The following is a 23,466-nucleotide window of genomic DNA, read 5'->3' on the forward strand; positions in this document are numbered from 1 at the left end:
GGGTCCCCTACCCCCGGGAGAAGACTGTGACCTCAGCTCTCACCATCGTCGGCGACGATCTCAAGGCCGAGCTGCCGGACGGTGAAGTCGTCCGCTTCGCGCATCTGGACTACGCGGCGTCGGCGCCCTGTTGTCGCGCCGCCGCCGACGCGGTGGCGGCCGTCCTGCCGCTCTCGGGCAGCGTCCACCGCGGCACCGGAGCCCGCTCGACCGCCTCGACCGCCGCCTACGAGCAGGCCCGGGCCCGGGTCGCCGAGTTCGTCGGCGCCCGCCCCGGCGACCACGTCGTCTTCACCCGCAACACCACCGACGCCCTCAATCTGCTGGCCCGCGCGCTGCCCGAGGGCACCACGACCGTCGTCTTCGCCGGCGAGCACCACGCCAACCTGCTCCCCTGGCCCCAGCAACTGCGCCTGCCCGTGACCGGCGACCCCGTGGCCGCCGCCGAAGCCGCTCTCCGGTCGATCGACGGCCCCGCCGTCCTGACCGTGACCGGCGCGAGCAACGTGACCGGTGAGGTGTGGCCGCTGCGGGAGCTGGCCGCGGTGGCGCACGCGCACGGCGCCCGCTTCGTCGTCGACGCCGCCCAGCTCGCCCCGCACGCGCCGATCGCCCTCGACGACCTCGGCGCCGACTACATCGCCTTCTCCGGGCACAAGCTGTACGCGCCCTTCGGGGCGGGCGTCCTGGCCGGGCGCGGCGACTGGCTCGACGCGGCCGAGCCCTACCTGGCGGGCGGCGGCGCGAGCGCGGCGGTCGGCGACACCGCGGGCGAGGTCGTCTGGACCACCGGCCCGGCCCGGCACGAGGGCGGCACCCCCAACCTGCCCGGCGCGGTCGCCCTCGGCGCGGCCTGCCACGCCCTGCTGCACGCCGACCGCGCCGCCCTGCACGACCGCGAGCAGGAGCTCCTCGCCCGCCTGCGCGCCGGGCTCGCGGCCGTGCCGGGCGTGACCGAGGTCAGCACGTTCGGCCCGGACAGCCCGCGGGTGGGCATCGTCTCGCTGGCCGTGCCCGGCCGCGACCCGGGTGCGATCGCGGCGGCCCTGGACGAGCGCTACGCGATCGGCGTGCGCGCCGGCCAGTTCTGCGCGCACCCGCTGACCCGGCACCTGAGCGGCAGCGCCGCCAGCGCGACGTGCGACGACGTGTCCACCGGCCTGCTGCGGATCAGCTTCGGGCTCGGCACCCGCGACGAGGACGTGGACCGGCTGGTCACCGCCCTGGGCGAGCTCACCCGACCTTGATGGTGCTGGTCACGCGGACCTCGGTGCCGTCGGCGGCGGTCCCCCGCACGGTCAGCTTGCCGGAGGCGGCCGACTGCACCGGGCGGACCAGGCGGATCCCGGCCCCGGCCCGGCTGACCTTGGCCCGGCCGAGCGCCACCGTCTTGCTGATGAAGACGTTCCGGCGCGCGTAGCGGTAGGTCTCGAGCACCGTGACGGTGGTGCCCGGCTTGAACCCGGCCACCCGCACGGTGATCGAGGCCCGCCTGGCCACGGCGAGGGTCGAGAGGGTCACGGTCGGGACCTCGTCCGACACCAGCGCGTACGGGTCCACGACGCCCGCCCCGAAGGCGGCGTCCACGCCCGGGTCGCCCGCGTCGTCGGCCGTCGCGGCGAGCGCCTGCCGGGTCTGCACGACCGTGGCGCCCGCGTGCGACGCCCGGTAGAGCGCCACGGACGCGGAGACCACGGGCGCGGCCATCGAGGTGCCGGACTTGGCGACGTACCCGCCGGTGAGCGCGTCGAGGCCGAGGATGTCACTGCCCGGGGCCGCGATGTCGGCGACGCCGCTGGTGTTGGAGTAGGGCGCCAGGCCGCCGTCGGGCTCGGTGGCGGCCACCGCGATCGTGCCCGGCGAGGAAGCCGGCCACAGCGCCTGGTTGCTCTGGTCGCCGTTGTTGCCCACGGCGGCCACCACGACGACGTTCTTGGCGGTGGCGTAGGCGACGGCCTGGTCGTAGACCGCGTTGTACGCCCCGGCGGCCGACACATTGATCACCGTGGCGCCGTGGTCGGCGGCGTAGACGATGCCGTTGGCGATGGCGGTCGACGTGCCGGTGCCCCGGGCGTCCATCACGCGTACGGGCAGGATCGGCAGCCCCGACGCGATGCTCGCCACACCCTTGCCGTTGTTCGTGGCGGCCGCGGCGATCCCGGCGACGTGCGTGCCGTGGCCCTCGGGGTCGGTGCAGCCGTTCCCGCCGCTCACGAAGTCCCGGCCCAGGTCGCAGCGCACCTGCCCGGGCGCGAAGTCCTCGTGCGCCGCGTCCACGCCGGTGTCGACGATCGCGATCAGCTGCCCGGTCAGGTCGACCGAGGGCAGGCTGTCGGCGCGGAGGCGGTCCAGCGACCATTGGTACGAGCGATCCGGGTCATCCGGCGTCGCGGCCACCGTGGCGGTCGTCTCGACGACGTGGCCGACACTGCCCGGCAGGCTGTCCGCGAGGCGGCGCTCCTCGGCCGCCGTACGCGCGCTGACCTCGACGAACGTCGGCCGCCCGGCCTGGTCCACGACGCGCGCGACAGTGGTGACCGCGGCGCCGTCCGCCGCGCAGGCGGGAGCGCCCCACAGCCCCGAGGCCGCCACCAGCGGCACCAGCCACCACTTGCTCACCATGCGACCCCTCCCCCGGCAATGTGTTCGCAGGGGAACCATCGGCGTCACACCGCGCCTCCCTGAGAGGTCGCCGGAGAGCAAGTCGGGTAAGACTGGGCGGCATGACAGATGAATCGACCGTCCGGACCGAGGTGCCGCCGTCGGGCCCGGGCTGCGCCGAGTGCCTGGAGCTCGGCGGCTGGTGGTTCCACCTGCGGCGCTGCGCGCAGTGCGGGCACATCGGCTGCTGCGACACCTCGCCCGCCCAGCACGCCACCGCCCACTGGAAGGCCACCGGCCACCCGGTGATCCAGTCCTTCGAGCCCGGCGAGGACTGGTACTGGGACTTCGCCACGCAGGAGTCGGGCTCCGGCCCGGAGCTGGCGCCGCCCACGCACCGCCCGCTCGACCAGACCGTGCCCGGCCCCGCCGGCTCCGTCCCCGCCGACTGGAAGACCAAGCTCCACTAGGCGGCGCGTCCCGGGGTCGAAGGCGGGCGTCCGCCTTCGACCCCTTGGCTTCGTGGTGGGCGGCTGCACGACGTCGAGGTCGTCCCCGAACTCGGTGGCGAGCCGTTGATACACGGCTTCGGTGTCGCCGGCGAGGAACTCCACGACGGCGCTGTGATTGGCGCCCCCGCGAGGGGTGTCGACGCTGATGAACGCAGGTACAGCCCCACGGCGTGGTGGCGCATCGCGGCGCGCTCTACCTGACCGGTTTCGACGTCGACCGGCAAGCGCCACGAACGTTCCGCCTGGAGCGGATGACCGGCTTGCACGTGCGGCCGGTCACCTTCGCCGCACCGGCCGGAAGCGATCCTGTCGCGCAGGTCGTCGGCGCCCTTTCCGCAGCACCGGGGCGACATGAGGTGTCCGTGATCGTCGACGCGGACCTGGCGTACGTGCAGACCCGGATACCGGACACCCTGGCCTCGATGACACCGGTCCCCGACGCCGGTGAAGGCGGGGCCTGGCTGCGCATCTTCCTGCGCGCCGAACGCCTCGAGTGGGTCGCCGGCGCCCTGGCCGCCCTGGATCGTCCTTTCGTCATCGAGCAGCCGCCGGCCCTCCGCGACGTGGTGCACGATCGGGGACGGCGCCTCATGGAGAACGCCGCCCGCCGGAACCCTTGACTTAGGGGTCCTTTCCGGGCGACACCTGATGCCCGCCGGGGTCCCGCCGAGCCACTCTTGAACGGTCAGCACGGCACTCCGGCGAAGGGCACCGACCATGGCCACCACGTTCTCCGACTCGATGACCCGCCAGGGCCTCACCCGCCCCCGCCAGGGCCGCGTCCTGGCCGGCGTCTGCGCCGGGCTGGCGCGCCGCTTCGGCATCGACCCCTGGCTCTTCCGGGCGCTGTTCGTCCTCGTCCTGCTGGTGATCCCGGGCAGCCAGCTGCTCGTCTACCCGCTGCTGTGGTTCCTGATGCCGGCCGAGCGCCCGGCCTTCTGACGCCGTCGATCGTCGAGCCCCCGGCCCTCCGCCGGGGGCTCACCCTTGCATCCGATACCGGGGTACGGGCTTACCGTCGAGGCATGACGAGCCTACGAAGCGGCCAGGTCGCCGCGCGGGCGGGCGTGAACCCGCAGACCGTGCGCTACTACGAGCGCCGGGGGCTGCTGGCCGAGCCGGCGCGGACGCTGGGCGGGCACCGGCTCTACCCGGAGTCGGCGGTCACCGTGCTCCGGGTGATCAAGGCGGCGCAGCGGCTCGGCTTCACGCTCGACGAGATCGCCGACCTGCTCGAGACGCACCGCGACGGCATGGCCGGCCGCGCCCGCGCCAAGCTCACCGAGGTCGAGACCACGATCGCCGACCTGGAGGTCATCGCCGCGACCCTGCGCGCGGCCGTGGCGGCGGGCTGCGACGACCTGGTGGCGGGCACCGGCCATTCCGCGTGCCCGATCCCGTTCACCGAATCCGCTCCCACGCCCGACGGGCGGGTCTGCTGCCGATGACCGTCGCGGAGACCCGCCGCGCGGTGCTGACCCGGCGCGTCCGGCTGCTCGTGGCGGCCACCATCGCCTACAACGTCGTCGAGGCCGTCGTCGCGCTGGCCGCCGGGTCGGTCGCCGGCTCCCCCGCGCTGATCGGCTTCGGCCTCGACTCGGTCATCGAGGTCTCGTCGGCCGCCGCGGTCGCCTGGCAGTTCAGCGGCCCGGACCCCGAGGCCCGCGAACGAACCGCGCTCCGCGTCATCGCGCTGTCGTTCTTCGCGCTCGCGGCCTATGTGACCGTCGAGTCCACCCGCGCTCTGCTCACCGGCGCCGAGCCCGGCCACTCCCCGGTGGGCCTGACGCTCGCCGCGGTGTCGCTCGCCGTCATGCCCGTCCTGTCCGGCCTGCAACGCCGCGCCGGCCGCGAGCTGGGCTCCCGCACCGCGGTCGCCGACGCGAAGCAGACGCTTCTGTGCACGTACCTGTCGGCGGTCTTGCTCGTGGGTCTGGCTCTCAACAGCCTGGCCGGCTGGACCTGGGCCGACCCGCTCGCCGCCCTCGTCATCGCCGCCGTCGCCGTCCGCGAGGGCCGCGAGGCCTGGCGCGGCGACGCGTGCGCCTGCCGCTGACCGGGCTATCCGGTGAAGAACTCCCGGCGCCACGCCTCGTAGCCGGTGTCGTCCTGTCCGCGGGCGCGGCCGAGGTTCTCGGAGTCGCGGCCGACGCGCCGGCGCAGGCGGCCGGTGCGGTCGGTGGCGGCGTCGAAGACGGCCGCGGCCACCTCCTCCTCGGTGGCGCGGTAGCCGGGAGGCGGCGTGGTGCTGTAGGAGCCCAGGGTCGCCTGGACGAGCGGCTGGTACGCCTCCGGCGTCGGCAGGCTCTCGAAGCGGGCGTAGGTGGTGGCGAAGAACTCGGTCCCGGGTACGAATCCGGGCTCCACCACCGTGACGCCGACGTTGCGGGCGGCCAGCTCGTGGGTGAGCGCCTCGGAGAGGTTGTAGAGGGCACCCTTGCTGGCGCTGTAGACCGCCTGGAACGGCATGGGCACGGTCGCGGTGCCCGAGGACACGTTGACGATCCGGCCCCCGCCCTGGCGGGTGAAGACGGGCAACGCCGCGCGGATGACGCGCATGGGCCCGTACACGTTGGTGTCGAAGACCTCCTCGATCGCCGCCATGGGTGTGGTCTCGAAGACCGAGAACAATCCGATGCCCGCGTTGTTGACGACGACGTCGAGCCGGCCGAACCGCTCGGTCGCCGTGGCGACGGCCGCGGCGACCGAGTTCTCGTCCCGCACGTCGGCGGCGCACAGCTGCAGCCGCTCGGAGCGTTCGCCGGACCAGCGGGCGGGGTCACGCAGCGTCGCGACCACGTTCCAGCGCTCGGACAAGAACCTGGTCACGGCGCGGCGTCCGAATCCGGACGAACACCCTGTTATGAGAACGGTGGAGGTCATGACATCCTTGTCAGATCGATGGTCCTCGTGCCTTTCCAGCATGGACCCCTCGCCGGGGCGGCGTCCAAGGCCCGTTGATCATGGCGCCATGACCTCGACGCATAGGAAGTTCCGGTGTCCGAACTCGACCTGCGGCTCCTGCGCTACTTCGCCACGGTTGCCGAGGAAGGCAGCTTCACCCGGGCCGCCGCACGACTCATGATCACGCAGCCGGCGTTGTCCCGGGCCGTCCGGTCCCTCGAACGCACCGTCGGCGCCGACCTGCTCCTGCGCCGGCCGCGCTCGCTCGAGCTGACCGCGGCCGGGCTCAGCCTCCTGGCATCGGCCCATGACCTCGAACGACGCGCACACGCCGCCGTCCGCGACGCGCAGGCCGCGGGCCGGCCCCGCCTCGTCGTCAGCGTCCACGTCTGCGACATCGCCCTGGCCGCCGGTCTCTGCGACTTCGACCGGACCGTCGAGTTCGTCACCGACGACACCCGGAACCAGCCCGCCGGATTACGCGCGGCCGACCACAACGTGGCTCTGCTCCGCGACCACGGACCCGAGTCCGGCATCGCGCAGCGCCTGCTGCTGACCGAGCCGCGCACCGTCGTCCTGCCGAGCCACCACCGCCTGGCCCAGCGTGAGGTCATCGCCCTCGACGAGCTGCGCGACGACCCGATCCCCGTCTGGGGGACCATGACCGGCGCGGAGGACGCCCACTGGACCGGCGCCGCCGTCGACGGTCACGCCCGGCGCCGCGGGCCCGTGGTGAGCACCCCGGCCGAGATCCTCACCGTGGTGCGCCTGGGGCGGGCCGTGGCGTACTACCCGGCCTCGGCGGCCCCGCCGGGCACCACCCTGCCCGGCCTCGTCGCCCGCGCTGTCGAGGGCATCTCCCCCTCCCGGCTGACCGTCGCCTGGCGCGAGGCCGACGCCTCGCCCGTGGTGGGCTCGTTCGTCGCGAGGCTGCCGGCCCGGTGACGCCCGCGGCCGGTCAGGGCTCCTTGGGCAACCCGAAGACGTCGGCGAGGCCGGTCACGTGGATCGCCTTGCGGACCGGCTGCGACGGGTTGGTCAGGGTCAGCGTGACCCCGGCGGCCGCGGCCGTGTTGCGCGCGCTGACCAGGGCGCCGAGGGCATAGGAGTCGATGAAGCCCAGGTCGCTGACGTCGACGTGCAGATAGCGGCAGCCGGCGCCCTGGGCGGCGGCGGCGAGGCTGTCCCGCACCTCGTCGGCGCTGTCGAGGTCGAGCTCGCCGGAGAGGGAGGCGAGCAGCAGGCCGTCCGTGGTGACCGGCTCGTAGGCGACGGCGGTTGTACCAGACATCTGACGAGGATAGCCGCGATCTTCCCCGCCGTCGCGCCACGCGAGGGGGACGCGGGCCGAAGATCCTTGATTAACTCATGTATTGTCTCAAGCATGATCGATGCGACAGCGACCCGGGTCCGCCTCACGTCCCCCGGTGGACCCGAGGTGCTCGTGACCGAGACGGCTCCGGTGCCGGCGCCCGGCCCGGGTCAGGTGCTGATCCGGGCCGAGGCCGCCGGCGTCGCCTTCCACGACGTCACCACCCGCCGCGGGCTGAACCCCGGCCGGCTGCCCGGCGTGCTCGGGTTCGACGTGGTCGGTCACGTGCTCGCGCGGGGCCCGCAAGTGACGGGGTTCGCCGTGGGAGACCGGGTCGGTGCCCTGATCGGGACGGGCGGTTACGCCACGCATGTGCTCGCGCCCGCCGCCCGGGTCGTCCCGATGCCGGAGGGGCCGGACGCCGCCGTCCTCGACGCCCTGCTGCTCAACTACCTGACCGCGTGGCAGATGTTCCATCACGTCGCCCGGCCTCGCCCCGGGCAGCCGGTGCTCGTGCTCGGGGCCGCCGGGGGCGTGGGCTCGGCCCTGACCCAGATCGCCCGCGCGGCCGGGGTCGAGGTCTACGGCACGTCGAGCCCGGCGCGCCGCGAGCGGGTGGCATCGCTCGGAGCGACGTGGGTGCCGGGCGCCGGAGCGGTCCCCGCACCGGTGGCGGCGACCTTCGACCCCGTCGGCGGCCCCTCCCTGGCGGTGTCCCGGCGGGCGACGGCGCGTGACGGCATGGTCGTCTCCTACGGCTTCAGCTTCGCGACCGGCGCCGGGCACTCGAGGGCAGGCGCCATGACCCGCACGCTCGCGGCCGTCGCCCGCGCCAAGCTGACGCCCGGCCCCCGGCTGGCCGTCCACACCGTGCTGACGGCGGTGGACAAGGACCCGGAGCGGTTCCGGGCGGACATCGCGGCGCTGCTCGACCTGCTGGCCGAGGGGAAGATCGCGCCCGAGGTGACGACGCTCCCGCTGACCGAGGCGCCGGAGGCGCACCGGCGGCTCGAAGGCCGGGAAGTCCGGGGCAAGCTGGTCCTGATCCCCTGACCCGGGGCGCGCCGGGGCCACCGGGCTATTGTCGGGTGGTGGCGGACGAGATCGCGGTGGCCCTGCTCGGGCAGGTGATGACGCTGTCGGGGCAGGTGACCGAGCGGATGCGGGCCGGGCTCGAGCGGCTCGGCCTCACCGAGTCCCTGGCCAACCTGGTCTGGCTGCTGCGCCCGGACACCGATCCGCTGCCCCTGCGCAAGATCGCGGGCCTGCTGCACTGTGATCCGTCCAATGTCACCCTGCTCAGCGCGAAGCTCGAGGAGCGCGGGCTCGCCGAGCGCCGGCCGCACCCCGGCGACGGCCGGGTCCGCACGCTGGTCCTGACGCCGGACGGCCGGCGGGTCCGCGAGCAGCTGATCGAGCTCGTCGCCCGGCACTCGCCGCTGGCCGGGCTCGACGAGAGCGAGCAGAAGCAGCTGCACGCCCTCCTCGACAAGGCCCTCGCCGGCGCCTAGCGCGGCGCAGGCGGTCCGGCGCGGCGCGGCGCAGGCAGGCCGGCGCGGCGCAGGCAGGCCGGCGCGGCGCAGGCAGGCCGGCACCTAGCGCGGCGTGGGCAGGCCGGCCGCCGGTTCGGTGCCGGGGATCTCGCCGCGGGCCACGGCGCCCGGGGCGGCGGCGCGGGGCAGACCGGCGGCGGCGTACGCGTCGTCCTCGTCGAGGGTTTCGGCCTCCAGGAGCTTCTCGGCCAGGGCGGACAGCTGGTCGCGGTGGTCGCGGAGCAGGCGCAGGGCCGAGGCGTAGCACTCCTCGACGATCGAGCGGACCTCCGCGTCGACGAGCTCCTTGGTCGCCGGGGCGACGCCGTCGAGGCCGAGCGGGGACTCGCTGCCGGGCGGGGGCAGCACGGTCACCGGCCCGATCGCGGCGGACATGCCCCAGCGGCCGACCATCTGGCGGGCGATGCTGCTGACCTGGTCGAGGTCGCTCTCGGCGCCGGTGGTCATGTCGCCGAAGACGACCTCCTCCGCCGCCCGGCCGCCGAGGGCCCCGATGATGCGGCCGCGCAGATAGTCGGCCGAGTAGCCGTAGCGGTCGGTGGCGGGGCTCTGGAAGGTGACGCCGAGGGCCTGGCCGCGCGGGATGATCGAGATCTTGCGGACCGGGTCGGCGCCGGGCGTGAGCATGCCGAGCAGGGCATGACCGGACTCGTGGTAGGCGGTGCGGCGGCGCTCCTCGGGGGTGAGCATGATGCCGCGGACCGTGCCGAGGACGATCTTCTCCAGGGCGTCGCTGAAGTCGGCCGGGGCCACCCGCTCGTGTTTGCGCCGGGCGGCCAGCAGCGCGGCCTCGTTGACGAGGTTCTTGAGGTCGGCGCCGACCATGCCCGGGGTGGCGGCGGCCAGGCTGCCCAGGTCGGCGCCGGCGTCGAGCGGCACGCCCCGGGTGTGCACCTCGAGGATCTTGCGCCGGCCGGCCAGGTCGGGCGGGCTGACCGTGACCCGCCGGTCGAAGCGGCCCGGGCGCAGCAGGGCCTGGTCGAGGATCTCGGGGCGGTTGGTGGCGGCGAGCACGACGACGCCCTCGCTGCCGGTGAAGCCGTCCATCTCGGTGAGGATCTGGTTGAGCGTCTGCTCGCGCTCGTCGTTGCCGCCCAGCGACTGCGCGCCGCCGCGGGCGCGCCCGATGGCGTCCAGCTCGTCGATGAAGATGATCGCCGGGGCGACCTTCTTGGCCTGGTCGAACAGGTCGCGGACCCGGCTGGCGCCGACACCCACGATCATCTCGATGAACTCGGAGGCCGACATCGAGAAGAACGGCACCTTGGCCTCCCCGGCGACGGCCCGGGCGAGCAGCGTCTTGCCGGTGCCGGGCGGGCCGGACAGCAGGACGCCGTGCGGGATCTGGGCGCCGAGCTTGCGGTAGCGCTCCGGCTCGCGCAGGAAGTCGACGATCTCGGTGACCTCCTGCTCCACCTCCTCGATGCCCGCCACGTCCGCGAACGTGGTCCGCGTGCCCTCCTCGGGCTGATAGAGCTTGGCCCGCGACCGGCCGAAGCCGCCGATCCCGCCGCCCGCCGCCCCGGCGCTGCGCCGCAGGAACCAGATCAGCAGGCCGACGAGCAGCAGCGTCGGGCCGAAGCCGACGAGCAGCTGCTGCCACACCGGGGCGGGCGCGTCGGGCAGGTTGGCGTTGACCTGGACGCCGTTGGCCTGCAGCTTGGCGAAGAGGTTGTCCGCGGCGAACGACGGGCGCTGCGTGGTGAACCGCTCGACCTGCTCGGCCTTGTCCTCGCCCTCGGGCTGATAGGGCGTCTGCTCGCGGAACGTGCCCTCGATGGTGTCGGCGGTCGAGGTGACGTCCTTGATGTTGTTGCCGTCGACCTGGCTCAGGAAGAACGTGTAGGACACCGAGGTGCGCTCGGGCGGCCGCAGGATGAACGACGAGACGATCCAGTTGACCGCCAGCAGGGCCAGCATGAGCACGGCGAAGCGCACCCACGTGGGCCGCCGGGGCGGCGTCGGCCCGGAGCCGCCCGGGTGACCCTCCACTTTCCACGGCGGCCGCGCGGGCCCGTTGTTCGTCATGCCGGGAAAGCTACTCCCGGCCGGGGGCCCGGCGCCGCCAACGTGACGAGCGAGACTCTGTCACCACACCGCGAAGACCCGGGCCTGCCCGCCCGAGCCGCGGTCGAACGGCAGGAGCCCCACCACCACGGTCGCCCCGCGCCGGGGCAGGGTGCCGAGGTTGGCCAGGTTCTCCAGCCCGTAACGGTCGGCGCCGGTGAGGGTCAGGTGCACCGGGAAGTCCTCGGACCGGCCCGGGTCGATGCTCAGCGTGTCCACGCCCAGGCTGCGGATGCGGCGCTTCTCGAGCAGCCACTCGCACGCGTCCGCGCCGAACCCGGGGAAGTGCAGCACCCCGGCGGCGTCGGTGCCCCGGTAGGCGGCGGGGGAACCGGACCGGGTGCCCCACCCCGAGTGCATGAGCACGGCCGCGTCGCGCGGGATCCGGCCGTACCGGCGCTCGTGGTCCTTGAGATCGCCCACGGTGACCTCGGCGTCCGGGTCGTGGGCCGCCTTGCCGGCGATGTCCACCACCACGGCCGGCGTGATCAGCTCGTCGAGCCGCAGCTGGGTCGACAGCCGCCCGCCGGGCGTGAAGTGCCCGGGCGCGTCGACGTGGGTGCCGGTGTGCTCGATCAGCACCCACTCCTGCATGTAGTACCCGTCGTCCTCGATCGTGGTGTACGTGCGCCGCCGCGCTTCCTCCCCGGCGGCGAACGCCGGGAACGCGGGTGCCACCGGGTACGTGAGATCCCGCAGCCCACGTCGGCTGCCGGTCAGGGCGGTCGCGGCCGGCGCGGCCTGTGCCGGCTCGCTGCCCCACACCGGGTACGCCGCCGCGGCCAGCCCGGCCAGCGCCGCTCGCCGGGACAACCGGGCCGGTTCCTGTCGCAGACACTGCTCGGTACACATCGACGTGCCCCCTCGCTGCAGGTGACCTTTGTCGGAGGTCACCACACCCGAGCGCCGGGCGCAAGCACCCCGGTCAGGCGGCGCCGCGGTCGACCAGGCTGAAGGCGATGTCGTTCGGCCCGTCGCCGGCCTGCTCGACGTAGACCTCACGGTCGCGCTCGTTCCACTGCACGATGCCGTACGCCTCGTTGACGATCGCGTAGGTCGGCCGCCCCCGCTCGTCGAGATGCTCGTTGCGGCTGAGGCTGAAGAGCGTGGCCTTCGTGACATTGCAGCCGGTCTCCACCAGGCTCGACGAGCCCTGCGGATCGAGCCGGACGCCGAGGCACCGCGGCTCGCCCCGGTAGTCCGCCACCCCCGACCGGATCAGGTGGTCGACGCCGCTGGGCACGAGTGTGAAGACCGACTCGGGCGTGGTGCCGCCGCCGGGCTTGGCGCGCTCACCCGTGGGCAGCTCGAGGTCGCGGTCGATGTCCGCCATGTGCAGCAGGATCCTCCGGTCGCCGTTGAGCATGTCCTCCTGCGTGGTCGGCCGGGTGGCGGCCACCGGCGGCGCCTCATTCCCGGAGGAGGACGACGAAGCGTAGCTCAGCGCGATGATGCCGCCCCCGGCCGCGAGCCCGAGCAGCAGCACCGCGGCGGCGATGGCCCAGCGGCGGCTTCTCCGGGGCGCGGGAACAATGGCGGCCGGGGCGCGCTCGACCGCCAGCAGCGCGTCGAGCACCTCCCGCGCGGTCGGCCGCTCCGCCGGTTCCTTGGCCAGGGCCCGCTCGACCAGCGCCCGCAACGGCCCGTCGAGCCCGCTCAGGTCCGGCGGCTGCGTCAGGATCCGCATGGCCGTCGCGGGCGGGGACTCGGCCGCGAACGGCGTCCGGCCGGTGGCCGCATAGGCGACCACAGCGCCCCACGCGAAAATGTCGGCCGGGAAACTCACGGTCGCGACGTGCGCCGGGTCGAAGCGTTCAGGCGCCATGTACGCGACCGTGCCGACCATCTGATCCGTACGCGTATGGGCGCTCGTGGCCTCCAGCGGCCGCGCGATGCCAAAGTCGATGACCTTCACGCCGCCGGGTGCCACGAGCACGTTGGACGGCTTGAGATCGCGGTGGATGACCCCGGCGCCGTGGATCGCGGTGAGCGCCGTGGCGATGCCGACGGCCACCCCGTGCAGCGCCGCGCCCCGCAACGGCCCCCGCTCGCGGATCACGGCGGCGAGGCTGGGCCCCTCGACGTACTCGACGACCAGGTACGGCGGGTCGTGGTCGGGATCCGCGCCGAGCACCTCGGCGGTGGAGAAGGGCGGCACTTGCTGCGCCCGGCGCACCTCGCTGCGGAACCGGCCGCGGAACTCGGGCTCGGCGGCGTACTCGCTGCGCACCACCTTGATCGCGACCGGCCGCTCGTCGGCGCCCCGGCCCAGATAGACGACGCCCATGCCGCCCTCGCCGAGCCGCCCGAGCAGCTCGTAGCCGCCCAGCCGGTCGGGGTCGCCGGGGCGCAGCGGCAAGCTCGTCATGACCCGCGACGCTACCGGGTCCCCGCCACCGCCCGGCGCTCAGGATCTTCCGGCGCCGCGACGTCCGGGCGATCAGGCCCGGGCGGCGTTGGCGGCGATGGCGTCGGCCAGCTCGGGCCACAGCTCGCGGGGCAGGTCGTGACCCATGCCCGGCACGACGAGCAGCTCGGCGCCCGGGATCGCGGCCGCCGTGGCCCGGCCGCCGTCCACGCCGATGAGCGGGTCGTCGGCGCCGTGAATGACCAGGGTCGGCGCGGTGATCGCCCCGAGGGCCGGGGTGCGGTCGGGTGAGGCGAGGATGGCGGCGTACTGGCGGAGGGTGCCCAGCGGCCGGTAGGACCGGTCGTACTTGGCCGTGGCCCGCCGCAGCCGTTCCTCCTCGTCCACCGGGTAGCCGGGCGAGCCGATCACCTGCGACCCGGCGATGCTCGCGGCGATGGCCTCCTCGCGGCTGCCGACGGGCGGGCGGCCGAGGACCGCCGCGGCCTCCGGGGTCGGGCGGCCGACGGTGCGGTCGCCGGTCATCGACATGATCGAGCAGAGGCTGGCGACCCGCTCCGGGAAGTCGATCGTGAGCTGCTGGGCGATCATGCCGCCGAGCGAGGCCCCGGCGACGTGCACCCGGTCGAGGCCCAGCTCCTTGATCAGCCCGGCGGCGTCGGCGGCCAGGTCCGCGATCCGGTACGGCGCCGTCGCCGCGTCGCCCGCCATGATCGCGCGCAGGTCGGGCAGCGGTGCGGAGTCGAGCGACGTGGACAGCCCGGCGTCCCGGTTGTCGAAGGCGATCACGTGGAAGCCGCGCGCCCCGAGCTCGGCCCGGAAGCCCTCGGGCCAGTCGATCAGCTGGGCGCCCAGGCCCATGATGAGCAGCAGCGGCCGCCCGTCCCGGTCGCCCGAGGTCTCGTACGCCAGCTCGATGCCGTTGGTTGTCGCGACGGGCACGCCGTCCCCTTCCCTCACGCAGCACTGTCGATGGGAAGTCTGCCAGGTCTTGACCGCGACCCATCGACAGGAGTTGGCTGCCTGGTACAGCCAACTTGGCGACGGGAGACACGGACCATGAGAAAACGGGTGATCGCGGCGCTCGCCGTGAGCACTGTGGTGCTGGGGGCGGCCACTCCCCTGCCGGCCTTCGCCGCCGACGGGCACGGGCGGCACACGCTGAGCGGCAGCAAGCCCCGCTGGCTGGGCGCGGCCCGGGACGCCGGTGCCCCCAAGGCCGCGGAGACGATCAGTTTCGGTCTGCTGCTCACGATGCGCGACGAGGCCGGGGCGCAGTCCACCCTGGCGCGGCTGTCCGACCCGGACAGTGCGAGCTACGGCAAGTGGCTGACCGGCGAGCAGTTCCGCGCCCGTCACGCCCCGGCGGCCTCGGACGTGCGCGCGGTCACGTCCTGGCTGGAAGGACAGGGCCTGCGCCTGCGCGGCACCGTGGCCGGCGGACTCTACGTCGAGGCGAGCGGCACGACGGCACAGGTGGACAAGACGTTCGGGACGACGGTGCGCGATTACACGTACCAGGGAAAGACCGTGCACGCGAACAGCACCGACCTGTCACTGCCCGCGGACGCGCCGGCGGTCATCTCCGGCATCGTCGGCATCGACCAGGGCTCGGCGCTCAAGGAGCCCGGCGCCACGCTGCCCCCGCCCGGGGACGGCTTCCGCGCGGCGACGCCCTGCTCCGCCTCCTACGGTCAGAAGATCGCCACCACTCTCCCCAAGGCGCCCGACGGCCGCAAAGCACCCTACGTGACCTGCGGTTACACCCCCAGGCAATACCAGTCCGCGTACGGGATCAGCAGCGCGGTCAAGCAGGGGCACGACGGCCGCGGGGTGACCGTGGCCGTCACCGACGCGTACGCCTCGCCGACGATCGTGAACGACGTCCAGCGCTACAGCCGGGACCACGGCCTGCCCGCCCTCAAGCGCGGCCAGTTCCGCCAGATCACGCCCGCCGCCGACGGATACGGCTACGTCGAGGAGTGCGACGCCGCCGGCTGGTACGGCGAGGAGACGCTCGACATCGAGGCCGTGCACGGCATGGCGCCCGGCGCGAACATCGTCTACGTCGGCGGCAGCGACTGCGTCACCGGACTCGACGAGGCGTGGGCCGAGACGATCGACAACCACGTGGCGGACATCATCACCAACTCGTGGGGCAGCGGCACCGACGACGTCGAGCTGCTCGGCGCGGAGGCCGTCCGCTTCTACGAGCAGTTCTCGCTCGAGGCCGCCCTGACCGGCATCACGGTCGACTTCTCCAGCGGTGACAGCGGCGACCAGACCGCCGGCGGCACCGACCTCGCGTCGAAATCGGTCAGCTTCCCGTCCGACCTGCCCTACGTGACCAGCGTCGGCGGCACGAGCGTCGGCATCAACGCGCAGGGCAAACGCACCTGGGAGTACGGCTGGCAGAGCGCGTACCAGACGCTGACGAACGGGGCGTGGGGCCCGTCGGCGTACAGCTCCGGCGGAGGCGGCGGCACGAGCGTCCTCTTCGCGCAGCCCTGGTACCAGAAGGGCAAGGTGCCCGCGTCCGTGGCCACGTACTTCAGCGCCGCACCGGCCCGCGCCACCCCGGACATCGCCATGCCCGGCGACCCGAACACCGGCTTCCGCGTCGGCCAGACCCAGCACTTCCCCGACGGCACCTACTACGACGAGTACCGCATCGGCGGCACCAGCCTCGCCTCCCCGCTGCTGGCCGGCGTGCAGGCGATCGCGAACCAGAAGGCGCACCACGCCCTGGGCTTCGTCAACCCGCTCTACTACCGGGCCCTGGGCACCCCGGCGCTCAGCGACGTGAAGGCGCCGCGCAAGCCGGTCTACCAGGCGCGGGCCAACTATGTGAACTCCGTCGACGCGTCCGAGGGGCGCACGTACATCCTGCAGCAGGTCGACGTCCAGACCACCACCATCCACACCACCCCCGGCTGGGACGCCGAGACCGGCGTCGGCACGCCCGGCCCGAAGTTCCTGTCCCTCCGCTGAGGCCGCTCGCGCCGCGTCCGGCCTTCCGGGGCCGGGCGCGGCTCGCTACCGTGCGAGGCAGGAGGCCGTCATGACCGTGCCCATCGAGGCCCCGCTCGCCCACCTCTCCCCCGCCGCCCAGCGCGCGCTCGTCCTGGCCCGCGCGGCCGCCGAGTCCCGCAACAGCCCGGTCGTCGACCGCGACCATCTCATGACCACGCTGCTGCGGGTGCGCAGCGGCCTGGCGGCGCGGGTGGCGGCTTCGCTGGGGGCCCGGACCCCTGATCTCGTACGCCACGAGGCCCGCCCGCCGTCCCACATCCCCTTCACCCCGGCCCTCCGCCAGGCGATCACCGACGCCGGAGCAGCCGCCCAGCAACGGGGCGCCGGCAGCATCGGCACCGTCCACCTCCTGCTCGGCGTCCTCCGCGGCGGCCCGCTCGCCGGCCTCACTCACGAAGCCGTCGAGGCCGCACTCACCGGCCGCCGGGGGCAGTGACCGGCACGGCGACCGACGCGGCCCGGGAGCGGTCGCCGTGAGACGGAGCAGGCCGACCATGGGCACCACCGCCACGGCGGCACCGGCCTGGAGCATCCGCCGCCGGCTCACCAAAGACATCGCCATACTTCACTGCAGCGCCGCAACGCCCACCCTGTTCTGCCCGCCGGGAATCTCCACCACGTACGCCCGCTCCGCCCGCGCCGCGATCGGCAGCCCGAACCCCTCCACGACGCGGGCCACCCGCTCCCGATCGGCCACCCCCACGGCCAGCGTGCAGTGCGGCAGCAACACATCGGCCCGGTAGTAGTCCCCGATGCCCCGCACCAGCGGCTCCAGTACCCGGTCGGCCGCCCGGTGCAGCCCGAGGAGCCGCTCCGACGGAACCACCCCGAGGAAAGCCACCGCCTCGTCGGTCAGAAAGAACCCGAGCGGCGCCAGCGGCAACGGCAGCCCCGCCACCGACCCGAGCACCGGGGCCAGCGCGTCGGCCACCGCCTCCGGATCGCCGTCCGCATAGACCGAGAAGCTCACATGCGGGTGATAGTCCGTCCCCGGAATCCCGCCCAGCGACTGAATCCCCGCCGCATCGAGCGCCGCCCAGATCTCCCGCACCCGCCGCTCGGCCTCGTCATCCAGAAACAACTCGATCGCGTACGGCATGAGCCCTCCCCCTCGTCCGGAACCGCGCACCGGCCCCCACCGGCCACCATGATCCGTCCGCCCGGCCCGTTCCGCGATCCGTTATTTCGCCGCCGCCGGGCCTCCGCCTCCGCGCAGGCGCAGCACTTCCGAGCCGCGACTCCACCCGACACCGGTGGACATCAGCCGACCGTGCCAATGCGACGCGTGTTGTTTGTGCCGCCCAATTGCATTCGTCAACCATTTCGGGCGCATTTAGTGACCGTGGTTACTTCTGTGCCGGATCGTCTTTTCGATGCGACATGGCGGGGTGGGCGGGAGGACAATTTTCGGCATGGGACAGCTGGGGTTGTTCAGCCGGGCGCAGGTGGCCGGGATGCGTGATCGCACCCGGTCGCGGCGCTGGTGCCCGGAGCGTGAGCAGTTCCGGCGCGAGCACCAGGTGCGGCGCGACTGGGGCAAGTTCCGGATGCACACCCGGCGGCTGGCTGCGCTGCGGGCTCGCCGGGAGGGCTTCTGGGCGCCCGGCGCGGGTGGGCTTGGCGGAGTTCTTCCCGCTGAGCCGGTGCGCCCCCAGCCCCGGCCTGCTCCCGCACCGCAACCCGCCGCACGGCCCGCTCCCGCGCCGCGACCTGCCGCACGAGCCGCTCCCCCGCCGCAACCCGCCGCACGGCCCGCTCCCACACCGCAACCCGCCGCACGGCCCACTCCCGCGCCGCACCCTGCCGCACGGGCCGCTGCGGCGCCACAGCCGGTTGCGCCGGTCACTTCGATTCCGAAGCGGACGGCCACATCGCCGGTCCGGCCTGCGCGCGCCGAGCCATTCGCGCCGGCGCCAATTGCTTCCACCTCGCCACCGGCCGCTTCTCCCCCACCGCCGGCCGCTTTTCCCTCGCCGCCATCACGTCTCGCCTCCCCGCAGTGCGGTTCGGGGCTGGGCGGCCACACGGTGCAGCGGCATCTCACTCGCGTCGCCGTGCGCGACCAGCGCTCGGCTGCGGCTGCGTTGCCGGTGGCTTCCGGCTTGTCGACGGCCGCTTTCACCGTGTCGCGAGCAGTTTCGCTTCGCCGTGTGCCAATTGCATCGTGCCGCCCGCAAGTACCCACGCATGGCCGTCGCGTGGAAAGCTCGGGCCGGCCGTCGACAGTGCGGATGGCCCCGGCGAGCGGGATCGCGTGTGGCTCACCGACGAAGCCGGCGAGGACGGCGAGGACGGCGAGAGCGGCGAGGACGGCGAGGACGGCGAGAGCGGCTCGCGCGCTTTCGCCGGGCTCGCAGCCGTCACCGGCTCTCGTGATTACCACCGGGCATCGCGGCCCCCGACCGCCGATCGGCCCCACCGGAACAGGCTGGCCCGGTCGACCGGGTGGGCGCGGGTCACATCTCGGGGTGGCGTCTCGTCCAGGGGGCATGAAACGTGTGATTCTTGCGGTGCTGGCCGGGCTGGGCGCCGCGGTGGGCGTGTGGGCGGCGGGCTTTCCCACGTCGTTCTACGGGGACTTTCCGGTGCCGGGCTGGCGGTGGGTGGCGCTGCTCGGGCCGTACAACGAGCATCTGGTCCGGGATGTCGGTGCCTTCTACCTCGGGCTGACCGCGCTCACCGTGGCGGCGTGGCGACGGCCGTCGGCTGATCTGGTGCGGGCCACCGGGGCGGCGTGGCTGACCTTCAGTGCCGTGCACTTCGTGTGGCACGTGCTGCATCTGGGCGTCTTCTCCACCGCGCAGGCCGTGGGGAACGTGGTCGCGCTGGCCGTACCCCTGGTCTTGCCTGTCCTGCTCTTGATCCCGCGGAGAAGGGAGTCAGACCGCCGCGGTGAGGAGGCGCTCGACGCGGTCGGCCACCGCCAGTAGGTAGGGGCCGCGCAGGTGGTCGACCTTGGCGTTCCAGGAGCCGGGGCCGTGGCGCAGGAGCATTTCGTCGTGGCGGGCGGCCGCGGTGACGCGTTCGCCCGTCGGGCCCACGGTCTGGTCGGCGTAGGTGAGGGCGTCGGAGAGCGCGTCCTCGTCGAAACGGTAGACGGCCAGGCGCTCGGCGAGGCCGCGGGCGGCGGCGACGAAGCGGGCGCCGGAGTGGTGGGCGACCATCGCGGCGACCGACAGCGGCCAGCCGCGGCCGGCGAGGTGGTCGGCGCCGTCGAGGGGGTGGAAGCCGCTGCCGGCGATCGGGGCGGCGTAGCCGATGTCGTGGAGCCAGGCGGCGGCCACGAGGACGTCGGGGTCGAGGTCGAGGCGCACGGCCAGCTCGCCGGCGCGCTCGGCGACCCCGGCGGTGTGGCGCCAGCGGTTGCCCATGGCGCCGATCAGCCCGTACGCGGTCTCGCGCGCCGCCGTGACGAACGCATCCGTCCGAACCGTCATGGTCGAATCGTGGTCCTCGCAGGTGAACAGCCGCTTAACGAGGCTTGTCCCGGGCCTGAATGCGGCCGGGGGCCAGACCATTTCCTCCGAACGGCCGGAAACGGACATACGATCTTCTTTTTCCCGTCGCCGAGTGCATATGCACGTGCAGCAGAGCTTGCATCTGCTTGCCAACGTGATGATGCTGGGTGCTGCATCACGCAGCGTCACCAGGGGTGGAGGACGAATGGAACGCAATCGGGGCCCGCTCGGGCCGGTCAGCAGTTTCCCGGAGACGGACTACCGGTTCGGCGTCGGCACGCTGCGCATGCGCGTCGAGCGCATCGACTGGCAGCGGCCCCTGCGCTACGACGACGAGACCTGGTACGAGGTGGTGGGCATGGAGGTCACCGCCGACGGGCGCGACGTCGGGCGCCGCCAGACTCTCGTGCGCGCGCGCAGCCTGGCCGCGCTGCGTGGCAACACGCCACGCCACTGACACGGTACGTTGACGATCATGAGCGTACGTTTCGGATTGTTCGTCCCGCAGGGCTGGAAGATGGACCTGGTCGAGATCGCCGACCCGGTCGAGCAGTACGAGGCGATGACCGCGGTCGCCCGCCTCGCCGACGCGGGCCCGTGGGACTCCGTCTGGGTCTACGACCACTTCCACACGGTCCCCGAGCCGACGATGAACTCGGTCTTCGAGGCGTGGACGGTCAGCGCCACCCTGGCCCGCGACACCACCCGGGTCAACATCGGCCAGATGGTCGGCTGCAACGGCTACCGCCAGCCCTCCCTCTACGCCAAGATCGCGTCCACCGTCGACGTGGCCAGCAACGGCCGGCTCTACGCGGGGCTCGGGGCCGGCTGGTACGAGCACGAGTGGAAGGCGTACGGCTACGAGTGGAAGGACGTCCCCCAGCGGATGGGCGAGTTCCGCGAGGCCGTGCAGATCGTGCACAAGATGTGGACCGAGGACCGGCCGGTGTTCGAGGGCCGGCACTACCGCATCGACGGCCCGATCAACGAGCCCAAGGGCGTGCGCAAGCCGCACCCGTCGTTCTGGCTGGGCGGCGGCGGCGAGAAGGTGACGCTCAAGCTCGTCGCCCAGTACGCCAACGGCTGCAACGTCGGCAACGGCGACCCGGAGATCATCCGCCACAAGCTCGGCGTGCTGAAGAACCACTGCGACGCCGCGGGCCGCGACTACGCGAGCATCGCCAAGTCGACCAGCCTCGAGCTCGACCTGTCGTGGTCGTCCGCGCAGACGATCGCCAAGGTGGAGCAGCTGGCCGAGGCCGGCGCCGACTACGTGATCGTGTACGTGCCCCGCGTCGCGTACGACCACGAGCCCGCGCAGCGCCTCGCCGCGGAGGTCATCCCGCAGTTCGCGTGAGCTGCCTCCGGGCGGCGACCGCCGGTGCCGCGTGCCGGGCGCGCGGCACCGGCCACGGGCGCAGCCGGGGCGTACGCCGGGCCGCCAGGTCCTCCACCCAGCCCAGCCCGAGCACCGCCGCGACCAGCAGGCTCAGCGCGATCACCGAGAAGACCAGGTAGATCGCCACGCCTTGGCGCAGCCCCCACAGCTCGAGCCGGTCGCCGATCAGGATCGCCACGGTGATGGCGACGTTGTGCCACAGATAGATGGTCACCGCGCGGTTGTTGAGCGCGGCCACCAGCCGCCTGACCAGCGGCATCCGGGTCAGCCAGGCCATCGGCGGGCTCACCCGCAGCAGCGCCAGCACGAAGCCCATCGAGTAGACGGCGTGCGCGAGCGGGAACGGCACGAGGTCCAGCCCCCACGGCCCCGGGTGGGAGACCACCCAGAAGAGCCCGAAAACCATGCACACCCCGGCGAGTACGCCCACCAGCGCGGGCCGCATCCGCCGCAGGTCCCCGTCGCGGTGCGCGAACCCGAGCGCCCAGCACGGCAGGAAGGTCAGCACGTACCCGGCCGTGCTGACCGCCGCGTTCCCGGTGACCAGCGGCTCGTTGTGCAGCAGGGCCAGCGCGACCAGCGGCAGCACGATCGTCAGCACACGCTGCCGGCGATAGAGACGCAGCAGCAGGGGCGAGAGCAGGACGAACCAGAGGTACGCGGCCAGGTACCACAGCACGCCGGCGCCCTCGGCCGCCACGTCGCCGCCGCCGTGGCTGGCGGGCGGCTGGGCCAGCGGCACGGCCCACAGCAGCAGGGAGGGCCACGCCGGCCGGTGCACCCAGTCGGTGACGAGCATGAGGGGCACCAGGATCAGGCCCATGACCCAGAGAGCGGGCAGGAGTCGGCGGACGCGGCCCTTGATGACCGTACGGCCGGCCGAGCGCCCGAGCGAGCTCGCCATGAGCGAACCGCCCAGGGCGAACATCACGCCCATCGACGGGAAGACCAGGGCGAGCACGGCGTAGTGGAAGGCGTGGTACGCCACGACCCGAACGATGGCAACGGCACGCAGAGTATCGAAATACCCGTCACGGCCCGGGGCTTTCGCGGCTGGCACGCTCGTCACCAGCACCTCCACATGATCGACACAGTTTCACCAAACTCACCGAAGGTAATCGATCATGGGAGCGCGCCGGTCGGCCGAACGGGTGGAACCGCCACGCGGAAAGGTCAGCCCGCCCGGGGCTACGCTCGCCCGGTGATCCGCATCCACCTCGGCGACGCGACGATCGACCGCACCCGGATCGCGATCAGCCCGCTGCTGGAGCTCACCCACGGCCTCGAGCTCCTGCACCGCCACCGCGACCGCCCGCAGGCCCCCTGGCCGTACACGGAATGGGCCGCCCACGCCCGCGAGGTGCTGCGCACGGTCCCGGCCACCGCGCCGCTGCGGATCTACGCCCAGCTGTACGGAACCGAGCACGGCCGTCCCACGCCCGACGTGTTCACACCGGTGCCGACCGGACCCCGTCCCACTCTCGGCGACCAGCTCGACGAGCTCCGGCGGACCCCGCCCGCGCTCGTGGCGGCGCAGCTCGCCAAGCACTACCCCGAGGGCGTGCCGGAGTTCCTCCTCCCGTACCGCGACGACCCCGCCCGGGCGTTCGGCCGGCTCGCCGACGCGCTGGAGACCTTCGCCGGGCTCGCCCTCGCGCCGCACTGGCCGGCGATGCGGGCCGCGCTGGACGAGGAGGTGCTGCTGCGGGCCCGCACCCTCGCGGCCGCCGGGCCCGAGGAGCTGCTGACCGGCGTACGCGGCCCGGCGCAGTGGGACCACCCGGTGCTCTCGCTGCCCAAGCGCCGCGAGTCGGTGCTGAACGCCCGGGACAAGCGGCTGCTCCTCGTGCCGGTCCTCCTGCTCGACGATCAGATGACCGTGTCCACCGACCACCCCGAGATCGTCATGGTCTCCTACCAGTCCCGCGGCGCAGCCGTCCTGGCCGCCCGGCCCGCCGCCGCCCGCCCGCCGCGCGACCGCCTCGCCCAGCTGATCGGCCCCGGCCGCGCCGCCGTCCTGCGCGCCCTCGCCGGACCGGCCACCACCACCGGCCTCGCCGCCACCCTCGGCCTCGCCCCGAGCACCGTGTCCGAGCACCTCACCGCCCTGCTCGCCGCCGGCACCATCACCCGGACCCGCTCCGGCCGCCACGTCGTCTACGCCCACTCCCCCGCGGGCGCGACGCTGGCCGCCCTCTTCGACGATTCGGCCCCGGCCGAAGTGTGGGCCTCCGCCCCCGCCGTTCCCTAACGTCCGGG

At 73.6% G+C, this 23,466-nt stretch carries 25 protein-coding genes and 1 pseudogene; 16 read left to right on the plus strand and 10 right to left on the minus strand.

Annotated features, from left to right (window positions below; genetic code table 11):
* Nucleotides 1-44 precede the first annotated feature (44 nt).
* A complete protein-coding gene (locus RAN62_RS05755) occupies nucleotides 45-1,247 on the plus strand; it encodes an aminotransferase class V-fold PLP-dependent enzyme (RefSeq protein ID WP_438874474.1) in 1,203 nt (400 codons plus the stop codon).
* Here the strand turns inward: RAN62_RS05755 and RAN62_RS05760 are convergent.
* The gene (locus RAN62_RS05760) at nucleotides 1,234-2,622 is read right to left on the minus strand and encodes a S8 family serine peptidase (protein ID WP_305783406.1); all 1,389 of its coding nucleotides are present in this window, start codon (nucleotides 2,620-2,622) and stop codon (nucleotides 1,234-1,236) included. The two genes, RAN62_RS05755 and RAN62_RS05760, sit on opposite strands and share 14 nt — an antisense overlap.
* Nucleotides 2,623-2,723: 101 nt before the next feature.
* On the opposite strand from RAN62_RS05760, the gene RAN62_RS05765 reads away from it, so the two are divergent.
* The 6 genes and pseudogenes from RAN62_RS05765 to RAN62_RS05785 all read left to right on the plus strand — a co-directional run bounded on the left by RAN62_RS05765 (nucleotide 2,724) and on the right by RAN62_RS05785 (nucleotide 5,169).
* Complete coding sequence (locus tag RAN62_RS05765; RefSeq protein WP_305783407.1) at nucleotides 2,724-3,071, plus strand: UBP-type zinc finger domain-containing protein; 348 nt, start codon at nucleotides 2,724-2,726, stop codon at nucleotides 3,069-3,071.
* 206 nt (nucleotides 3,072-3,277) lie between these two features.
* Nucleotides 3,278-3,370: pseudogene (locus RAN62_RS41485) on the plus strand (WYL domain-containing protein); the annotation flags it as partial.
* Complete coding sequence (locus tag RAN62_RS05770) at nucleotides 3,365-3,733, plus strand: WCX domain-containing protein (RefSeq protein WP_498371875.1); 369 nt, start codon at nucleotides 3,365-3,367, stop codon at nucleotides 3,731-3,733. The pseudogene RAN62_RS41485 and the gene RAN62_RS05770, both read left to right, overlap by 6 nt.
* 97 nt (nucleotides 3,734-3,830) lie before the next feature.
* The gene (locus tag RAN62_RS05775) at nucleotides 3,831-4,055 is read left to right on the plus strand and encodes a PspC domain-containing protein (RefSeq protein ID WP_305783409.1); all 225 of its coding nucleotides are present in this window, start codon (nucleotides 3,831-3,833) and stop codon (nucleotides 4,053-4,055) included.
* Between the two features lie 83 nt (nucleotides 4,056-4,138).
* On the plus strand, nucleotides 4,139-4,561 hold the full coding sequence (locus tag RAN62_RS05780; protein WP_305783410.1) for a MerR family transcriptional regulator: 423 nt from the start codon (nucleotides 4,139-4,141) through the stop codon (nucleotides 4,559-4,561).
* Nucleotides 4,558-5,169: a cation efflux transmembrane domain-containing protein gene (locus tag RAN62_RS05785; protein ID WP_305783411.1), complete on the plus strand. Its 612-nt coding sequence runs from the start codon at nucleotides 4,558-4,560 to the stop codon at nucleotides 5,167-5,169. The genes RAN62_RS05780 and RAN62_RS05785 overlap by 4 nt, the downstream gene beginning before the upstream one ends.
* A 5-nt stretch (nucleotides 5,170-5,174) precedes the next feature.
* Here RAN62_RS05785 and RAN62_RS05790 read toward each other — a convergent pair whose 3' ends face one another.
* Nucleotides 5,175-6,038 carry an SDR family oxidoreductase gene (locus RAN62_RS05790; protein WP_369077142.1) on the minus strand — a complete coding sequence of 288 codons (864 nt, stop codon included), beginning with the start codon at nucleotides 6,036-6,038 and terminating at the stop codon, nucleotides 5,175-5,177.
* Between the two features lie 72 nt (nucleotides 6,039-6,110).
* Here RAN62_RS05790 and RAN62_RS05795 point away from each other — a divergent pair, with 72 nt between their 5' ends.
* Entirely contained in the window at nucleotides 6,111-6,962 is an 852-nt protein-coding gene (locus tag RAN62_RS05795; RefSeq protein ID WP_305783413.1) for a LysR family transcriptional regulator, read from the plus strand.
* A gap of 13 nt (nucleotides 6,963-6,975) precedes the next feature.
* Here RAN62_RS05795 and RAN62_RS05800 read toward each other — a convergent pair whose 3' ends face one another.
* Entirely contained in the window at nucleotides 6,976-7,308 is a 333-nt protein-coding gene (locus tag RAN62_RS05800) for an STAS domain-containing protein (protein WP_305783414.1), read from the minus strand.
* A gap of 93 nt (nucleotides 7,309-7,401) precedes the next feature.
* Here RAN62_RS05800 and RAN62_RS05805 point away from each other — a divergent pair, with 93 nt between their 5' ends.
* Both RAN62_RS05805 and RAN62_RS05810 read left to right on the plus strand, forming a co-directional pair.
* Nucleotides 7,402-8,382 carry an alcohol dehydrogenase catalytic domain-containing protein gene (locus RAN62_RS05805; RefSeq protein ID WP_305783415.1) on the plus strand — a complete coding sequence of 327 codons (981 nt, stop codon included), beginning with the start codon at nucleotides 7,402-7,404 and terminating at the stop codon, nucleotides 8,380-8,382.
* A 38-nt stretch (nucleotides 8,383-8,420) separates the two neighbouring features.
* Nucleotides 8,421-8,840: a MarR family winged helix-turn-helix transcriptional regulator gene (locus tag RAN62_RS05810; protein ID WP_305783416.1), complete on the plus strand. Its 420-nt coding sequence runs from the start codon at nucleotides 8,421-8,423 to the stop codon at nucleotides 8,838-8,840.
* 84 nt (nucleotides 8,841-8,924) lie between these two features.
* Here RAN62_RS05810 and ftsH read toward each other — a convergent pair whose 3' ends face one another.
* The 4 genes from ftsH to RAN62_RS05830 all read right to left on the minus strand — a co-directional run bounded on the left by ftsH (nucleotide 8,925) and on the right by RAN62_RS05830 (nucleotide 14,259).
* Nucleotides 8,925-10,910, minus strand: a complete 1,986-nt coding sequence (gene ftsH, locus RAN62_RS05815; protein WP_305783417.1) for an ATP-dependent zinc metalloprotease FtsH — start codon at nucleotides 10,908-10,910, stop codon at nucleotides 8,925-8,927.
* 60 nt (nucleotides 10,911-10,970) lie between these two features.
* On the minus strand, nucleotides 10,971-11,762 hold the full coding sequence (locus RAN62_RS05820) for a cyclase family protein (protein WP_305783418.1): 792 nt from the start codon (nucleotides 11,760-11,762) through the stop codon (nucleotides 10,971-10,973).
* 112 nt (nucleotides 11,763-11,874) lie between these two features.
* Entirely contained in the window at nucleotides 11,875-13,317 is a 1,443-nt protein-coding gene (locus RAN62_RS05825; protein ID WP_305783419.1) for a serine/threonine-protein kinase, read from the minus strand.
* A gap of 72 nt (nucleotides 13,318-13,389) precedes the next feature.
* Entirely contained in the window at nucleotides 13,390-14,259 is an 870-nt protein-coding gene (locus RAN62_RS05830) for an alpha/beta fold hydrolase (RefSeq protein ID WP_305783420.1), read from the minus strand.
* A gap of 117 nt (nucleotides 14,260-14,376) precedes the next feature.
* Between RAN62_RS05830 and RAN62_RS05835 the strand changes: the two genes are divergently transcribed.
* Entirely contained in the window at nucleotides 14,377-16,308 is a 1,932-nt protein-coding gene (locus RAN62_RS05835; protein ID WP_305783421.1) for a S53 family peptidase, read from the plus strand.
* Between the two features lie 70 nt (nucleotides 16,309-16,378).
* Nucleotides 16,379-16,786, plus strand: a complete 408-nt coding sequence (locus RAN62_RS05840; RefSeq protein ID WP_305783422.1) for a Clp protease N-terminal domain-containing protein — start codon at nucleotides 16,379-16,381, stop codon at nucleotides 16,784-16,786.
* A gap of 129 nt (nucleotides 16,787-16,915) precedes the next feature.
* On the opposite strand, the gene RAN62_RS05845 is transcribed toward RAN62_RS05840, so the two are convergent.
* Complete coding sequence (locus RAN62_RS05845; RefSeq protein WP_305783423.1) at nucleotides 16,916-17,449, minus strand: 2'-5' RNA ligase family protein; 534 nt, start codon at nucleotides 17,447-17,449, stop codon at nucleotides 16,916-16,918.
* Nucleotides 17,450-18,839: 1,390 nt separating this feature from the next.
* Here RAN62_RS05845 and RAN62_RS05850 point away from each other — a divergent pair.
* Nucleotides 18,840-19,280 carry a hypothetical protein gene (locus RAN62_RS05850; protein WP_305783424.1) on the plus strand — a complete coding sequence of 147 codons (441 nt, stop codon included), beginning with the start codon at nucleotides 18,840-18,842 and terminating at the stop codon, nucleotides 19,278-19,280.
* On the opposite strand, the gene RAN62_RS05855 is transcribed toward RAN62_RS05850, so the two are convergent.
* Nucleotides 19,230-19,787 (minus strand): HD domain-containing protein, encoded by a 558-nt coding sequence (locus RAN62_RS05855; RefSeq protein ID WP_305783425.1) that lies wholly within the window; start codon nucleotides 19,785-19,787, stop codon nucleotides 19,230-19,232. The two genes, RAN62_RS05850 and RAN62_RS05855, sit on opposite strands and share 51 nt — an antisense overlap.
* A 226-nt stretch (nucleotides 19,788-20,013) precedes the next feature.
* Here RAN62_RS05855 and RAN62_RS05860 point away from each other — a divergent pair, with 226 nt between their 5' ends.
* Together RAN62_RS05860 and RAN62_RS05865 are read left to right on the plus strand one after the other, a co-directional pair.
* The gene (locus RAN62_RS05860) at nucleotides 20,014-20,265 is read left to right on the plus strand and encodes a hypothetical protein (RefSeq protein WP_305783426.1); all 252 of its coding nucleotides are present in this window, start codon (nucleotides 20,014-20,016) and stop codon (nucleotides 20,263-20,265) included.
* Nucleotides 20,266-20,283: 18 nt separating this feature from the next.
* Nucleotides 20,284-21,165: an LLM class F420-dependent oxidoreductase gene (locus RAN62_RS05865; protein WP_305783427.1), complete on the plus strand. Its 882-nt coding sequence runs from the start codon at nucleotides 20,284-20,286 to the stop codon at nucleotides 21,163-21,165.
* On the opposite strand, the gene RAN62_RS05870 is transcribed toward RAN62_RS05865, so the two are convergent.
* Entirely contained in the window at nucleotides 21,146-22,288 is a 1,143-nt protein-coding gene (locus tag RAN62_RS05870) for an acyltransferase family protein (RefSeq protein WP_369077143.1), read from the minus strand. The genes RAN62_RS05865 and RAN62_RS05870 overlap by 20 nt on opposite strands.
* A 120-nt stretch (nucleotides 22,289-22,408) precedes the next feature.
* Here RAN62_RS05870 and RAN62_RS05875 point away from each other — a divergent pair, with 120 nt between their 5' ends.
* Complete coding sequence (locus RAN62_RS05875; protein ID WP_305783428.1) at nucleotides 22,409-23,458, plus strand: ArsR/SmtB family transcription factor; 1,050 nt, start codon at nucleotides 22,409-22,411, stop codon at nucleotides 23,456-23,458.
* Nucleotides 23,459-23,466: the final 8 nt, after the last annotated feature.

The sequence above is a fragment of the Symbioplanes lichenis genome, from assembly GCF_030709675.1.
Classification (GTDB): Bacteria; Actinomycetota; Actinomycetes; order Mycobacteriales; family Micromonosporaceae; genus Actinoplanes; species Actinoplanes lichenis.